Annotated in this window: 15 protein-coding genes; 6 read left to right on the top strand and 9 right to left on the bottom strand. The window is 71.4% G+C overall.

Annotation, left to right across the window (positions count from 1 at the left end):
- Positions 1-10 precede the first annotated feature (10 nt).
- The 3 genes from ACZ470_RS04990 to ACZ470_RS04980 form a co-directional block, all read right to left on the bottom strand.
- Positions 11-1201: an AAA family ATPase gene (locus tag ACZ470_RS04990; RefSeq protein ID WP_468424504.1), complete on the bottom strand. Its 1191-nt coding sequence runs from the start codon at positions 1199-1201 to the stop codon at positions 11-13.
- 156 nt (positions 1202-1357) lie between these two features.
- Entirely contained in the window at positions 1358-2878 is a 1521-nt protein-coding gene (locus tag ACZ470_RS04985; protein WP_468424502.1) for a hypothetical protein, read from the bottom strand.
- Positions 2879-2940: 62 nt separating this feature from the next.
- On the bottom strand, positions 2941-4374 hold the full coding sequence (locus tag ACZ470_RS04980) for an integrin alpha (RefSeq protein WP_468424500.1): 1434 nt from the start codon (positions 4372-4374) through the stop codon (positions 2941-2943).
- Positions 4375-4578: 204 nt separating this feature from the next.
- Here ACZ470_RS04980 and ACZ470_RS04975 point away from each other — a divergent pair, with 204 nt between their 5' ends.
- Positions 4579-5346, top strand: a complete 768-nt coding sequence (locus ACZ470_RS04975) for a YqjF family protein (protein ID WP_468424498.1) — start codon at positions 4579-4581, stop codon at positions 5344-5346.
- A 15-nt stretch (positions 5347-5361) separates the two neighbouring features.
- On the opposite strand, the gene gdhA is transcribed toward ACZ470_RS04975, so the two are convergent.
- The 3 genes from gdhA to ACZ470_RS04960 all read right to left on the bottom strand — a co-directional run bounded on the left by gdhA (position 5362) and on the right by ACZ470_RS04960 (position 8006).
- On the bottom strand, positions 5362-6720 hold the full coding sequence (gdhA, locus tag ACZ470_RS04970) for an NADP-specific glutamate dehydrogenase (RefSeq protein WP_468424496.1): 1359 nt from the start codon (positions 6718-6720) through the stop codon (positions 5362-5364).
- A 204-nt stretch (positions 6721-6924) separates the two neighbouring features.
- On the bottom strand, positions 6925-7134 hold the full coding sequence (locus ACZ470_RS04965) for a DUF397 domain-containing protein (RefSeq protein WP_468424494.1): 210 nt from the start codon (positions 7132-7134) through the stop codon (positions 6925-6927).
- Positions 7131-8006: a helix-turn-helix domain-containing protein gene (locus ACZ470_RS04960; RefSeq protein WP_468424492.1), complete on the bottom strand. Its 876-nt coding sequence runs from the start codon at positions 8004-8006 to the stop codon at positions 7131-7133. Before ACZ470_RS04960 ends, ACZ470_RS04965 begins: the two co-directional genes overlap by 4 nt.
- Positions 8007-8490: 484 nt before the next feature.
- Between ACZ470_RS04960 and ACZ470_RS04955 the strand changes: the two genes are divergently transcribed.
- The 4 genes from ACZ470_RS04955 (at position 8491) to ACZ470_RS04940 (ending at position 10754) form a co-directional block, all read left to right on the top strand.
- Positions 8491-8934, top strand: a complete 444-nt coding sequence (locus ACZ470_RS04955) for an ATP-binding protein (RefSeq protein WP_468424490.1) — start codon at positions 8491-8493, stop codon at positions 8932-8934.
- 242 nt (positions 8935-9176) lie between these two features.
- Positions 9177-10064 carry a helix-turn-helix domain-containing protein gene (locus ACZ470_RS04950; RefSeq protein WP_468424488.1) on the top strand — a complete coding sequence of 296 codons (888 nt, stop codon included), beginning with the start codon at positions 9177-9179 and terminating at the stop codon, positions 10062-10064.
- A gap of 88 nt (positions 10065-10152) precedes the next feature.
- The gene (locus ACZ470_RS04945) at positions 10153-10500 is read left to right on the top strand and encodes a hypothetical protein (protein WP_468424487.1); all 348 of its coding nucleotides are present in this window, start codon (positions 10153-10155) and stop codon (positions 10498-10500) included.
- The gene (locus ACZ470_RS04940; RefSeq protein WP_468424485.1) at positions 10497-10754 is read left to right on the top strand and encodes a hypothetical protein; all 258 of its coding nucleotides are present in this window, start codon (positions 10497-10499) and stop codon (positions 10752-10754) included. Before ACZ470_RS04945 ends, ACZ470_RS04940 begins: the two co-directional genes overlap by 4 nt.
- Positions 10755-10830: 76 nt before the next feature.
- Here ACZ470_RS04940 and ACZ470_RS04935 read toward each other — a convergent pair whose 3' ends face one another.
- From ACZ470_RS04935 to ACZ470_RS04925, 3 genes are all read right to left on the bottom strand, one after another.
- A complete protein-coding gene (locus tag ACZ470_RS04935) occupies positions 10831-11970 on the bottom strand; it encodes an endo-1,4-beta-xylanase (RefSeq protein WP_468424483.1) in 1140 nt (379 codons plus the stop codon).
- A 147-nt stretch (positions 11971-12117) separates the two neighbouring features.
- Positions 12118-12957 (bottom strand): LLM class flavin-dependent oxidoreductase, encoded by an 840-nt coding sequence (locus ACZ470_RS04930; RefSeq protein ID WP_468424481.1) that lies wholly within the window; start codon positions 12955-12957, stop codon positions 12118-12120.
- A gap of 60 nt (positions 12958-13017) precedes the next feature.
- Positions 13018-14034, bottom strand: coding sequence for an aldo/keto reductase (locus ACZ470_RS04925; RefSeq protein WP_468424479.1), 1017 nt, complete (start codon positions 14032-14034; stop codon positions 13018-13020).
- Between the two features lie 144 nt (positions 14035-14178).
- Between ACZ470_RS04925 and ACZ470_RS04920 the strand changes: the two genes are divergently transcribed.
- A complete protein-coding gene (locus ACZ470_RS04920; RefSeq protein WP_468424477.1) occupies positions 14179-14769 on the top strand; it encodes a TetR/AcrR family transcriptional regulator in 591 nt (196 codons plus the stop codon).
- The last annotated feature ends 50 nt before the right edge of the window (positions 14770-14819 follow it).

Raw genomic sequence — 14819 nt, 5'->3', positions numbered from 1 at the left:
ATGGTGCCGCTCAGAGCTGGGCCTGCACCGTGCTCGCGTCCACGCCGAGGGCCTCGGTGAGGACGCGGGCGCGGACGGCGCGGCGGCGGCCGGAGACGCGGTCGATGGCGGTGGTGGAGCGGCCGGCGGCCACCGCCTCGGCTCTCAGCTGCTCCAGCCGCTTCCCGGCCATGGCGAGCTGGTGGTGGGCCTTCTTGATGACCCACTCGCTCAGCGCCTCCCGGGACTGCCCGGCCATGGCGTCGAGCTGGGCCTCCAGCTCGTCGATGGTGTCGGCCAGGTCGAGCGCCTCCTTGGCGTCGGGGTTGACCAGGTGCAGCACCTCGCGCTCGACGGTCGGTCGCTGCGCCGGGGAGTCCCACAGCACATGGGTCAGCACCGACAGGTCGGTCTCGGCGACCGCCGTACGCCCGTCGAGGAACGCGGACGCCTGGAGCAGGCCCACCGCCTGCCGCCAGCGGCGGTCGGAGGCGACGAGTTCCTTGCGGCGCAGGGCGGCCCGCAGCGTGCACACCGCGTCCACGATCGCGTCGGGGACCTCCACGGCCGGGACGCCCTCGGTCACGGCGTGCCGCAGCGCGGCCAGCTCGACCGTGGTGCGGGCCGGTGGCTCCGGGCGGTGGACGGCGGAGCGGACCAGTGCGGCGAAGTTCGACGGGTCCTCCAGGTAGCCGACCTCGATCCGCACCAGCAGCCGGTCGTAGATCGCGGCGGAGTCCTCCCCGCTGGGCAGTTCGTTGCTCGCGGTGATGGCCCCGATGAGGGGGCAGCGGATCGGTTCGCCGCCGTTCTCGGGGTGGTAGATCCGCTCGTTGAGGTAGCCCAGGGTCTCGTTCAGGGCCGCCGTGGAGCACTTGAAGATCTCGTCGATGAACGCGACGTGGGCGGTCGTGGCGCGGCCGTCGTAGACCTGGCGGTACTCGCCCCGGGCCAGCGCGGCGACGTCGATGGGGCCGAACATGCGCGTCGGCGCGGTGAACTTCGACAGCAGGATCTCCCAGTAGGCCGCGCCGTCGATGCGGCCCGTGAGCTCCCGTGCCATCTCGGACTTCGCCGTCCCGGGCGGGCCGAGCACCAGCGAATGCTGACCGGCCAGCAGCGTCACCACCAACGTCCGTACGACGTCGGCACGTTCGTAGAACCGGTCCGACAGTTCACCGACGATCGCCCGCAGCCGCCGAGTCGTGTCCTCCGCGTCCATGCTCCTCCCCTTCCCCGTTCACCGGCCCCCGCGGCCGGCGGTCCACGAATCGGAACGTCGACGTGAAGAGTCCGCGAGGTCGAGGACCTGGCTGCCGCCGGCCACCAGTGCCGCCATCGTGCCACTCCCCCGGCCGCCGGGCTGGACCGGCCGGCCCTACACCGTGGAGCGGGCGCCGGGCAGGGCCTCGCCGAAGTCGACGTCGGCGTAGCGGCGGGTCGCTCCCGCCGAGGTGCCACCGATGACGGTCGAGCCGCTCGCGACCGGACCGGTGGTGGAGCCCCGGGCGATCCACACCAGTCCGTCGGAGTTCTCGCCGGGAGCGCCGACGACGGTCTCGGCGCGGCCGTCCTTGTTCAGGTCCACGAGGTGGGTGGAGGCGCCGAACATGTCGCCCGCCTCGGCGGCGCCGGGCACGCCGCTCGTGTTCTGCGTGTAGCCCGTGGAACCGGTCGTGGTCAGCCCTTTGGACGATCCGCGCAACAGCGTCACCGAGCCCGCGTGGCCGACGGAACCGACGGCTTCCGCGTGGCTGCCGACGAGGACGTCCGCGTACTTGTCGCCGTTGGTGTCCCCGACGCCGAGGGAGAAGCCGAACAGGTCGCCGTCCTCGCCCCCGCCCGGCACCGACGTGGTGTCCTGGTGGATGACCTGGGGCTGCTGGCCGGTGGTGATGCCCTGCGCGCTGCCGTAGAGGACCTGGATCTCGCCGCCGCGGTGGGCGGGGGTGTCCCCGGGCATCAGCGAGGCGTCGTAGGGGACGCCGGTGACGAGGTCGCCGTATCCGTCTCCGTTGATGTCACCGATCTTCCCGGACAGGCCGTCGGCGAGCGGGAGTTCGGTGTACGTGCCGTCGCCGTTGTCGAGGTGGACGGGTCCGCTGACGTCTCCGCTGGTGGGGCCGGGCAGCCAGAACCGCTCGGCCGTTCCGTCCCCGTCGACGTCGCCGATGACGACGCCCCGGTTGGTGCCGAGCGCGTTCACGAACGCCCTGCGAGCAGGGGTCCCGGTGCGGGTGAAGGGGCCCGTGTAGGTGGTCCCGCCGCAGTGGCCGGTGACGCCGAGGTCGGGGGCGCCGTCGCCGGTGACGTCGCCCGCGGCGACGCCGGACGCGAAGCCGCAGCCCTCGTCCAGGCCGGTGGGCGTCGGGATCGAGGCGCCGCCCTTCAGCCCGGTGGAACCGCCCCACACCACGGTGAGCGAGCCGGTCCCCCACATGGTGCCCGCCGCCTCCCCGGGGGTGCCGACCAGCAGATCGGCGTAGCCGTCGCGGTCGAGGTCGGCGGAGGCGACCGCCGTGCCGAAGCGGTCCCACTCCTCGGACACGCCCGGTACCCCGCTGGTCGCCTGGGTGATCACCGTGCGGCGGGAGGCCGCGACACCGTTCGCGGAGCCGTAGAGCACGACGACGGCGCCCGCCGCGTCGACCGAGCCGTTGGACGCGCCGGGAGCGCCCACGGCCAGATCGCGGTAGCCGTCGCCGTTGAAGTCGTCCTGGACGGCGGCCGTGTTGGCGCCGCGGTAGGGCGCGGCGGCCACCGCGGGGTGGGCGGGCAGGACCACGGCGGTGAGGGCGGCGGCGGCCCCGACCGCGACGGCGGCGGCGAGGCGGCGGGATCCGGCGGTGCCCGGGGCGGGCGAGGCGGACCGGGCGGGCTGGGTGCTGGAGGTGGGCATGACGGCTCCGGGAGTGAGGGCCTGCGGGGACGACGTGAGGGCGCGGGGAGAGCGTGCGGGGGTCACGGGCCGGTCACCACCCCGCCGAGGCGGGCGGCTCCCGCCGAGCCGAGCCCCGCACCGCCGACGCCGAAGGTGACCGCCCCGGTCGCCGTGACGGACGCGGCCGAGCCGCGCAGGGACCACACGGAGCCCGCGCCGCCGTTCTCGCCCGGTGCGCCGATCAGCGAGTCGGCGTAGCCGTCCTTGTTGGTGTCGACGAGCCGCACGGCGCTGCCGAACGCGTCGCCCTTCTCGGACGCGCCGGGGACGCCGCCGCTGTTCTGCGTCCAGTCGCGGGCGTGGGCGGTGTCCAGCGGACCGCTGGTGCCGCGTACGACCATGACGGCCCCGGTGCCGCTGTTCTCCCCCGGGGTGCCGATCACCAGGTCGGCCCGCCCGTCCTTGTCGGTGTCGCCGATCGCGACCGAGGCACCGAAGCGGTCGCCCGCCTCACCGGCACCGGGCACGCCCGCGGTGTCCTGGCTGATGGTCTGGACTCGGCTCGGGGAGCCGTACGCGGCGTCGTAGTAGACGGTGACCCGTCCGCCGAGCGAGGTGCCGGGGCTCTGCGCGGGGTCCTCCGGGTTGCCGATGACGAGGTCGGGCGAGCCGTTGCCGTCCAGGTTGCCGACGGCGGAGACGGTCCCGGCGGGAAGGGCGCTGTCGTCGAAGTCTCCGGGGGTGGTGATCCAGGTTCCGGGGTCGTCGCCCTGTCCGTCGTACCCCCACCCGCCGTCGGAGGTGCCGCGGCCGTGGATCATCAGCCGGTCGTTGTCGGTGTTGGGGATGTCGACCGCGGTCAGGGCGACGATGCCGTGCCCCGGGTTGAAGGGGGTGCCGGTGCCGCTGGTGCCGACCTGCCCGGACAGGTCCGCCGGCATGAAGGTCACCTCCCCGTCGTTGGCGCCGATGGCGATCGAGAGCTTGCCGTCGTTCACCGGGTTGAGGGAGTTGTGGGTGGCCACGGACAGCGTCCTGCCGTAGGCGTCGTGGGAGTTCGGCCAGGGGTCGGCGACCGTCTTCGCCCTGGTCGGGCCGGAGGCGGTGCCCCAGACGACCGTGACCGACCCGCCGCCCACGTCCCCGGAGACCTCCTCGCCCGGTGCGCCCACGACCATGTCGGCGTACCCGTCCGCGTTCAGGTCGTGCACGACGACGGAAGCGCCGAAGCGGTCGCCCGCCTCGGCGCTGCCAGGGATGCCTGTGGAGTTCTGCGTCACGACGGTGCGTCTGGTGGTGTCGATGCCGCGGGCCGTGCCGTACATGACGATCACGGCACCGGCCTTGGCGCGGCCCGCGACCGTGGCGTCCGGCGCCGAGACGACGACATCGCGGTAGCCGTCCTTGTTGATGTCACCCGGGGTGCCCGCCGCCCCGTGGGCCGCTGTCGCCGCGAGCGGTGTGAGTCCTGAGGCGAGCATGACAGCAGACGTCAGCAGGGTACGAGTGCGCACGAGGCTCCTCCAGAGAGCGCGGCGGGTCGAGAGCACAGAAGAGACCATCGAGGGGGCCGAAGAGTTGCACGGGAAACGAACCAACTTGCGAGACGGGCGGGGGTCTTGGGATCGGCAGGGCCATGTGGGGTGGTGGACCGTGGTGTCCGCCACGTTCGCCCGCGGTGCCGTACGGCGGTCCGCGCGCTCCGCGATACTGGCTCGGTGCCGCCGACACCACCGTCCCCGCAGCCCATAACGCCCGACCCGCCGGAGGCGATCGCGCGGCCGCTGCTCACCCAGTCGTGGCTGGACCTGACGTTCCTGCACTGGGCGGTGGACCCGGCGGAGGTGGCCGGTCTGCTGCCGCCGGGCACGGTGCCCGACACCCTGGACGGTGTCACGTACGTCGGTCTCGTCGCGTTCCGGATGCACAGGGTGGGCTGGCTGCGCCTGCCCGGTGTGCCGTATCTGGGGAACTTCCCGGAGACCAACGTCCGTCTCTACTCGGTGGATGCCCTCGGGCGGCGCGGGGTCGTCTTCCTCTCCCTGGACGCCTCCCGGCTGATCCCGGTGGCGGTGGGCCGGCTCGGGTTCCGGATGCCGTACCTGTGGTCCCGGATGCGCGTCGACCACCTCGACGGCGAGACGGTGAGGTACACCGGTTCCCGGCGCTGGCCCGGACCGCGCGGCGCCGGCTGTCGTATCACCGTACGGCGGGGCGCGCCGATCGAGGAGCCGACCGCGCTGGAGCACTTCCTCACCGCCCGCTGGGGCATGCACGGCGCGTTCTTCGGGCGGTCGATGTACCTGCCCAACGCCCATCCGCGCTGGCCCCTGCACCGGGCCGAGCTGGTGGAGTGCGAGGAGGACCTGGTCACCGCGGCCGGTCTGCCGAGGCCGGCCGGGGAGCCGGTGAGCGTGCTGTACTCACCGGGCGTCCCCGCCCGCTTCGGACGCCCGGCCCGCCCGGCCGGCATCCCCACACCGTGACGCGGCGGGTCCGCGTCAGATGACGCCCTGCGCGAGCATCGCGTCCGCCACCCGCTCGAAACCGGCGATGTTCGCGCCGGTCACGTAGTCGCCGGGGGCGCCGTAGCGCTCGGCGGTCTCGGCGCAGGTGGTGTGGATGTCGGTCATGATCCTGGCCAGCTCGTTCTCGACCTGGTCGGCCTTCCACGCGGTGCGCGAGGCGTTCTGCGTCATCTCCAGCGCGCTGACCGCGACCCCGCCGGCGTTGGCCGCCTTGCCGGGGCCGAAGGCGACGCCGGCCTGCTGGAGCAGGTCGACGGCCTCGGGCGTCGTCGGCATGTTCGCGCCCTCGGAGACCGCCTTCACGCCGTTGCGGATGAGGGTGGCGGCGTCGTCCGCGTTCAGCTCGTTCTGCGTGGCCGACGGGAGGGCGACGTCCGCCGGGACCTCCCACACCCGCCCGCCGGGCACGAACCGCGCGGAGGCGCCCCGACGCTCGGCGTACGTGCTCACCCGGCCCCGCTCCACCTCCTTGATCTGACGCAGCAGATCGAGGTCGATGCCCTTCTCGTCGACGACATAGCCGCCGGAGTCGGAGCAGGTGACCGGGTTGGCCCCGAGGGCGACCAGCTTCTGGATGGTGTGGATCGCGACGTTGCCGGAGCCGGAGACGACCGCGGTCTGCCCCTCCAGGTCCTCGCCGCGGGCGCGCAGCATGGCCTCCGCGAACAGCACGTTGCCGTACCCGGTCGCCTCCGGACGGATCAGCGAGCCGCCCCAGCCGGCGCTCTTGCCGGTCAGTACGCCGCCCTCCCAGCGGTTGGTGATCCGCCGGTACTGGCCGAACAGGTAGCCGATCTCGCGGGCGCCTACGCCGATGTCGCCGGCCGGGATGTCGGTGTACTCACCGATGTGCCGGTACAGCTCGGTCATGAACGACTGGCAGAAGCGCATGACCTCCGCGTCGCTGCGGCCCTGCGGGTCGAAGTCGCTGCCGCCCTTGCCGCCGCCGATGCCGAGCCCGGTCAGCGCGTTCTTGAAGATCTGCTCGAAGCCGAGGAACTTGATGATCCCCAGGTTCACGGAGGGGTGGAAACGCAGTCCGCCCTTGTAGGGGCCGAGGGCGCTGTTGTATTCGATCCGGAAGCCCCGGTTGACGTGAACCCGCCCGTTGTCGTCCTGCCACGGCACCCGGAACATGATCTGCCGCTCCGGCTCGACCAGCCGCGCGACGAGCCCCGGCTCGGCGTACTCGGGGCGCGCCGCGAGCACCGGGGCGAGGGTCTCCAGTACCTCGCGTGCGGCCTGGTGGAACTCGGGTTCCGCCGGATTCCGACGCTCGATCTCGACACGCAGCAGGTCGAGCGAGGCCTTGGGGTCGGACAGTGTGCTCACGTGGTCCCTCTCTGGCGCGGCTGACACCGGTACGGGGACCGGTGATGGGCGCTCGGCGCCGTTGCCGCGCGCAGGACAGCGGCCGCCCCGCTCGTATACGACAGGCCGGCCGACCCTCCCAGTGTTACTCCTGTGTTAACGCGACACCAAGGGCCGGGCCGGATTGTCCGCTATCTGGACGGGGCGCACGGAGTCCGGAGGAGGTCAGCGCCGCGACGCGTACGTCACGAAGCTCGCCCACGCGTCCGGCGTGAGGGCGAGCCGAGGGCCTGCGAGGTCCTTGGAGTCGCGGACGTGGACGGTGCGGGGCGCTATCGCGATCTCCACGCAGGAGTTGCCATCAGGGCCGTCGCTGTAGCTGCTCTTGAACCAGACCAGCTCGAAAGCGTCCCCGGCAGAAGCCTTGCGGATCATGTCTCTCCCAGCAGTTGCTCGATGAAGGCCAGCGACTCCCGAGGGGTGAGAGCCTGCGCCCGGATCGTCCCATATCGCAGCTCAAGGATCCGCAGCTGCTTCGGATCGAAGGTCGGTCGGCCGCCGAAAGCACCGTCGGAACGGCCTGCCGCAGCGCCGTCGACGAACTTCAACACCTCGATTCTGCCGTCCAACCCCGGGTGAGCTCCCGCGCTGGTAGGCATCACCTGCAAGGTGACGTTACGCAACCGCCCTACCTCCAGCAGGTGTTCGAGCTGCCGTCGCCACACCATTGTGCCCCCGACGCGCCGTTGCAGCGTCGCCTCTTCCAGGACGAAGCTGAGAGCCGGAGCCGGAGACCGCTCGAAGATCGACTTTCGGGCCATCCGAGCAGCGACCAGGCCCTCCGCCTCCTCCTCCGAGTACGGCGGCTGCCATGCGTCGAACAAGGCCCGCGCATGCTCCGGCGTCTGCAACAACCCATGGATGCTGAGGCCGACGTACACCCCCAGCTCGACCGCCTTGGCCTCAAGCTCCGCCAGTGCCCGCACGCTCTTCGGATACCGGACCCTCTTCACGTCCTCCCAAGCCGCCGAGAGCAACCCACCCGCCCCCAACACCTCGTCGGCCCTGTCCAGATACTCCCGCTGAGGGATCCGCTTCCCGCCCTCGACCTTGTAGACAAGGTCCTCCCCGTACCCGATCGCCGCCCCGAACTGGCCGGCCCGCAACCCCGCCGCCTCGCGCCGCAGCTTCAACTGCCGCCCCACCGTGGTGATGACGGCGACGCCCCATTCATCATCCGGATCCACTTCCCACCCCGGCTCGTCCGCCTCCCCCTTGAGCCGTACCGCCTCACCGTCCACAGACATGCCGCACCCCTCCGTCGTCCCGCGCCGTACCGCGGCGCCCTACCCGTACCAACCACCCCGACAGCCCGGACAGCACCGGACAACCAGCGGACAGTCACCACACATAGGGAGATCCACCACCACTCACGCTAGATCGCGACATGAACCCCAGTGCAGGCTGAACGTACAATTCACACCTTCGAGCGGCCGCGCTTCCCGCCGTCGGTTAGCGCGCCGCGGCTGAGGCCCCTGGTGCGGGTTGCTGCCGGAAGTTGAATCGTGAAGGGCGATGCACCAACTAGGTGCTGGCCGGCCGCCGACTGGACGGGCGATCCCCCGGCCCCACCGCTCCGCATGTGATCTTGGGCAGACGCGGCGCGCAGAGACGGCGCTCTCACACAGTCGAGCCGACAACGCCGACAGCCTCGGGCACATCACCGACAGTCACGGCACGCACCTCCATAATCACGCATGGCGACGGATGTGAGCCATCACTCTGATTGCCGTGCATCAGGAAACCGCCGGCATCACGGCTCAACCGACCAGCCCCTTCCCCCACTTCAGCGTGCTGCTGTCCGCCACCCCGCGCAGTGCCCGCCTCGCCCGTCTCCTCGCGGACGCCCACCTCCGCGACTGGGGGTACGACTCGGAGGCGGCACGCCATGTCGTGGCCGAACTGGCGGCCAACGCCGTCACCCACGGCCGTGTCCCGGGCCGGGACTTCCGTCTTGAGTTCTACGTGGTGGACCACACACTCCGTATCGAGGTCACCGACACACGGGGCGAACGCCTGCCCCAGCTCCAACCGCCCTCCCCCGACACCGAGTCGGGCCGGGGCCTGCTCCTCGTGGACGCGCTCGCGGACCGCTGGGGTGTGACCGAGGACCGCTTCCCGCGCAAGGTCGTCTGGGCCGAACTACGCCTTACGGCACCGGAACCCACGTCCTGAGGCTCCGGTGCCGTCGGCGCCTTCCCAAACAAGAACTCGGGGGGAAAGAACCCCACCAAGCCCCACCCCTCCCGCCCGAGGAGGCCGATCACTCGGGCGGGTGAACATCACGGGCTCAGCTGGATTTTCGAACCCCCAACGCCTCTACGCTCAGCGCACAGAACCACAAAAAGACTTCGGCCCCCGCCGGGATTGCCGTCCCAGTGCGAGGGCCTGACCACCCAGGAAGCTGGACCTTCCCGATGGATACGCAAAACCCTAGCGCGCCCTCGCGCGCCCAGTCAGCCACCGCCGGCAATCCGACCCGATCGCGTCACCACACCGGCGGCGGCATCATCCACGAGAACACCCGCCACACCACCCGCTTCGTGGTGATCGGCAACCACCTCACCCAGCACAAGGAGCTGTCGCTCCTGGCGATCGGCCTCGGCTGCCACATCCAGTCGCTGCCCACCGGCGCCGGCGCCGACATCAAGAGCCTCGCCGCACGCTTCCCCGAAGGCCCCACCCGCATCGCCGCCGCCCTGCGCGAACTGGAAGCCCACGGCTACCTCCGCCGCGAACGCGTCCGCACCGCCACCGGCCGCATCATCACCCGCACCGTCTCCTGCAACCAGCCGGGACACCGCCGCGAGCCGGCCGACACCGACTGCCCCACCCCGCAGCCCCGGCCGCCGAGGGAACGCACACCCCGGCCCCGCCCCCGCAAGGCCCTCCCCGCCGTCCCCCAGCCCACCCGCGCCGCAGCCACCGCACTCCACCAGCAGGCCACCGAACTCCTCACCGGCCTGCGCCGCCACGACCCCCGCCTCCTGCTCTCAGCCACCGACACCGAGCACCTGACGCCCGGAGTCATCGCCTGGCTGGAACGCGAGGTCACCCCCACCGCCCTACGCCACGCCCTCACCACCGACCTACCGGACGAACCCCTGCACCGCCCGGCCGCCCTCCTCGCCCACCGCCTCACCGCACAACTCCCACCCCCACCCCCGTACCGAACCCCGGCCGACCCCCCACCACCGCCCCGCCACCCCCTGCGCAACTGCGACGGCTGCGACCACGCCTTCCGCGCCCCCGAACCCGAAACCCTCTGCCGCGCCTGCCGCCCGGCCGCTTCATCTCCTCACTGAGCGGAGGAAGGACACCACGATGTTCGCGCCCGAGTACCCCAGCCGCCCCGGACGACTACCCTGGCCAGTGCACTCCCGGGAGGACTCCATGAGCACGCAGGCCGACCACGGACACGAGCTGGTTCCCCGCCCCGAGCAGACCCCGGACGCCCTGCGGGCCGCCCTGGCCGTGGTCGACCCGGGACGCCTCCCGGAGATGCAGCGGACCAAGGACGATGCCTTCGCCAAGGCCGTGGAGTGGCAGTCCCTCAGTCCTGTACGAAGCTGGGTCCTCACCTGGGCGCGCGACATCGAGATCGCCCGCCGCCCCGACCTCGCCGCCCGTCACGCCCGCGCCAGGGGCAACCTGGAGCACGAGGACGCGGCGACCGCCCGGGAGGCCCTGCGGGAGCTGACCGCGGTCCTGGACGAGGCCATGAAGGCAGTACACGCTTGAGCTGGGCGTGGGAGTACGCCTTCGGCGCGGAGCAAGCCGCCCGTACAGCCCCGACCGCTTTCCTGGCCGAAGTGGAGTACAAGGCAGCCGAACTGGTCAGGGCGGCCGAAGCACGGTTCTTGCACGGCCGCGCGTATGACGAGGACGACCCGAAGGGCGGCGACATCACCGTTCGCGGCGGAATGTTCACCTATCAGATCGTTGTACGCAGTGAGCGGGTGTACATCCTCCAGATCACCTATCTGGGGTTCTGAAACGGCGAACGCCCCCGGACCGGGCGCGAGCTGCCGGTCCGGGGGCGGGGGCCGGTGGCTACCGGCGCTTCTTCTCTCAGTTGCCGTGACGGGCTTCCTTCAGCGTGTCCCGGAGGGCGTAGAACGCGGGCTTGCGGTCGTAGTCGTCGGTCATGACGTTCGCGAAGCCCTCCCCCTCGAAGAACACCGGCACCCACGAGTACTTGTCGGTGAAGCCCCAGATGGTGAAGGAGTTGCAGCCGTCGACGGCCAGGCACGCCTCGAGCGTCCGCTGGTAGTAGTCGGCCTGCTTCTGCTCCTGCTCCGCCGTGGGCACACCGCTCTCCGGCAGGTCCATGCGGACGTCCAGCTCGGTGACGGCGGTCTCCAGGCCGAGCGCGTCGAACCGGGCCAGGTTGTCCTTCAGGTCGCCCGGGAAGCCGTAACGCGTGCTCAGGTGGCCCTGCACGGAGAAGCCGTCCACGGGCACGCCCTGCTCGAGCAGATCCTGGATGAGGGCGTAGTAGGCGTTGCTCTTCGCGTTGAGGCCCTCGACGTTGTAGTCGTTGAAGAACAACTTCGCCTTGGGGTCGGCCTCGTGGGCCCACCGGAAGGCGTCGGCGACGATGCCCGGACCCAGTTCACGGATCCAGATGTTGTCCTGGGTGCGCAGGTTGCCCTGGTCGTCGAAGATCTCGTTGGCAACGTCCCACTGCTGGATCTTGCCGGCGTAGCGGCCGACGACGGTGGTGATGTGCTCGCGCAGGATCGAGCGCAGCTCCTCCTTGGAAAAGTCGCCCTGCTCCAGCCACGCCGGGTTCTGGCTGTGCCACAGCAGGGTGTGGCCGCGTACGACCTGCTTGTTGCGCTTGGCGAACTCGACGATGGCGTCGGCCTGGCCGAAGTCGTAGCGGTCGCGCTCGGGGTGGATGTAGTCCCACTTCATCTGGTTCTCGGGGGACACCGAGCTGAACTGGCGTCCCAGGACCTTCCGGTACTCCTTGTCGTACGTGAAGGGGTCCGGGTAGTCCTGCTCCAGGTGGTGGCCGCCGCCTGCCACGGCGGTGCCCACGACGAAGCCCTCGGGGGCGGCCGCACGCAGCCGGTCGAACTTGGCGTTGGAGTGCGGCGCGGCCTCCCGGCCGGCCGACGGGTCGGCGGCGGCCGAGCCCGTCATGAGCGGCACGGTGAGGGCGGCGGTGGCGAGGGCCACGGTGGCGAAACGAATGGATCTCATGCGGGGAGTCTCATTCCCATCGATTCTCGAATGTTTCGAAACACACTCCGAAACATTAGGGATGGGCGGACCGTAAGGTCTGGCCGAGCGGCGCGTCAATACCCGTGCGCGCCGCCGTTTTTTACGACGTCCCGGTGAACTCGTCCCTTACGACGTCCCGATGAGCTCGTCGGCGACCCATCGCGCGACGCCCTCGGGGTACGGCGCCCCCAAGCCGAGGACGATGTGCCCGAAGCCCGCGTCGACCGCCTCCTCGATCGCCTCCCGCACGGCCCCCGGCCTGTCGTAGTCGACGGGCAGGTGGATCGACCGGACGATCGAGGCCGGGTCGCGGCCGATGTCCGCGCAGTAGCGGTCCAGCAGGACGCTGCGCCGCACCACGTCGTCGATGTCGCCGCCGGGGATGTTCCACAGGTCCGCGTGCTCGGCGACCACGCGCAGCGTCGCGAAGGAGCGTCCGCCGATGAGGATCGGCGGGTGCGGCCGCTGCACGGGCTTGGGGCTGCCGAACGCCCCGGTGAGTCGGTGGTGGGTGCCGTGGAAGTCGAAGGGTTCCTTCTCGGTCCACAGCCGCCGGATCACCGTGCAGGCTTCGGCGAGGCTCTCCACCGCCTGCGCCGGGGGCTGGAAGGGCAGGCCGTGCGCCGGGTACTCGCGCCAGGCCTGGGGCGGGTTCGGGCGGGAGCCGACGCCGATGCCGAAGTCGAGCCGTCCGCCGGAGACTATGTCGACGGTCGTGGCGATCTTGGCGAGCAGCGCGGGCGGCCGGAACCGGTTGCTGGTCACCATCACACCGAGCCGCAGCCGCCGGGTCTGCGCCGCGAGGGCCGAGAGCAGCGTCCAGCCCTCGTAGGTGGGCCCGTTCGGGTCGCCGAAGATGGGCATGAGGTGGTCGAACAGCCAGGCGTGCTCGATCTCCGGGACCGCGTCCGCCTCACTCCAGACGCGCAGGATGTCCTGGTAGTCGACCTGCGAGGGGGCGGTCATGATCCCGAAACGGGGTCGGGGTGCGGGTGGGGCTGACATGGGCCGTGGTCCTCCGGGCGGTCAGCGGCGGCGCAACGACGCGTCGAGCAGCGCGGGCGGGGTGTCGTGCTTCTCGTGCGCGGCCAGGTCGACGCCGGGGGCGACGATCTCGTCGATCGCGTCGAGTACGTCGACGGAGAGCACGGTGTCGGCGGCGGCGAGCTGCGCCCGCAGGTGCTCCGGCGTGCGCGGACCTATGAGTGCGGCGGTCACGCCGGGGTGCGCGGTCACGAAGCCGAGGGCCAGCTGGATCATCGTCAGCCCGGCCTCGTCGGCGACCGCGGCCAGCCGCTCGACGGCGTCGATCCTGGTCCGGTTGGCGGGCTGGGAGAGGTCGAAGCGGTCCGGCAGGACCGCCGATCGGTGCGTGGTGATGTCCCGTCCCCTGCGGACCGCGCCCGACAGCCAGCCCGAGGCCAGCGGGCTCCACACCAGCACGCCGAGCCCGTACTCCTCGGTCACGGGCAGGACGTGGGCCTCGACACCGCGCTGAAGGATCGAGTAGCTGGGCTGCTCGGTGACGTACCGGCTCAGACGCAGCTCGCGGGCGGCCCACTGGGCCTGCACGATGCGGTACGCGGGGAAGGTGGAGGATCCGAAGTAGCGGATCTTTCCGGCGCGTTGGAGGTCGGTCAGGGCCGACAAAGTCTCCTCGTCGCTGGTGGTCGGGTCCCAGCGGTGCATCTGGTAGAGGTCGACGTGATCGACACCGAGTCGCCGCAGGCTGTCGTCCAGCGCGGTGACCAGCCAGCGGCGCGAGCCGCCCTGACGGTTGCGCTCCCCCATCGGCATCGTCGCCTTCGTGGCCAGCACGATGTCGTCGCGGCGGCCGGCGATGGCCTTGCCGACCATCTCCTCCGACTCGCCGCCGCCGTACCAGTCGGCGGTGTCGATGAGATTGACGCCGGCCTCCAGGGCCGCGTCGACGATGGCGGTGGCCTCGTCCTGGGTGGTGCGGCCGATCGCGCCGAAGTTCATCGCGCCGAGCGCGAGGGTGCTGACCTGTACGCCGGTGCGGCCCAAAGTGCGGTACTGCATGGCAGTGTCTCCTCACGGGTAGAAACGGAACAACGTTCCGGTACACCCGGAACGATACGGAACACTGTTCCGTTTTGGCAAGTAGGCGTGCGCCGGCGTGCGTGAGACCATGCGGGAGCGCGCGAGAGGTGGAGGAACAACGCGGTGAACCAGAGCGACGAGGTCGGCGGGCACGGGGCCCCGTCACGGCGGAAGGACGCCCGGCGCAACAAGGAGACGCTGCTCGAGGCGGCCGTCGCGGCCTTCGTCGCGTCGGGCGTGGACGCCCCGGTGCGCGACATCGCGTCCCGGGCCGGCGTGGGTCTTGGCACCCTCTACCGCCACTTCCCGACCCGGTCCGACCTGATCATCGCCGTCTACCGGCACCAGGTCGAAGCCTGCGCCGAGGCCGGCCCGGCCCTCCTGGCCTCCGCCGCGACCCCGCACGCGGCCCTGCGGCAGTGGATCGACCTCTTCGTCGACTTCCTGGTCACCAAGCACGGACTGGCGGCCGTCCTGCGCTCCGACCAATCCGGCTTCGAAGCGCTGCACGTCTACTTCCTCGACCGCCTCGTGCCGGTCTGCGCCCAGCTGCTCGACGCCGCGGTCACCGCCGACGGCATCCGCGACGACGTCGACGCCCTCACCCTCATGCGCGGCGTCGGAAACCTCTGCATCGGCGCGGAGAGCGACCCCGATTACGACGCGCGCCGACTGGCCGGCGTCCTCGTCGACGGGCTGCGCCGCCCGCACTGACACCCGGCCGCGCGCACCGACGCCAGGGCCGCGGACAGAGGTCCGTACCA

This window comes from Streptomyces sp. NPDC031111 (genome assembly GCF_055570675.1).
The sequence above is the reverse complement of the archived record's forward strand: the minus strand, read 5'-3'. Positions and strand labels throughout refer to the sequence as shown.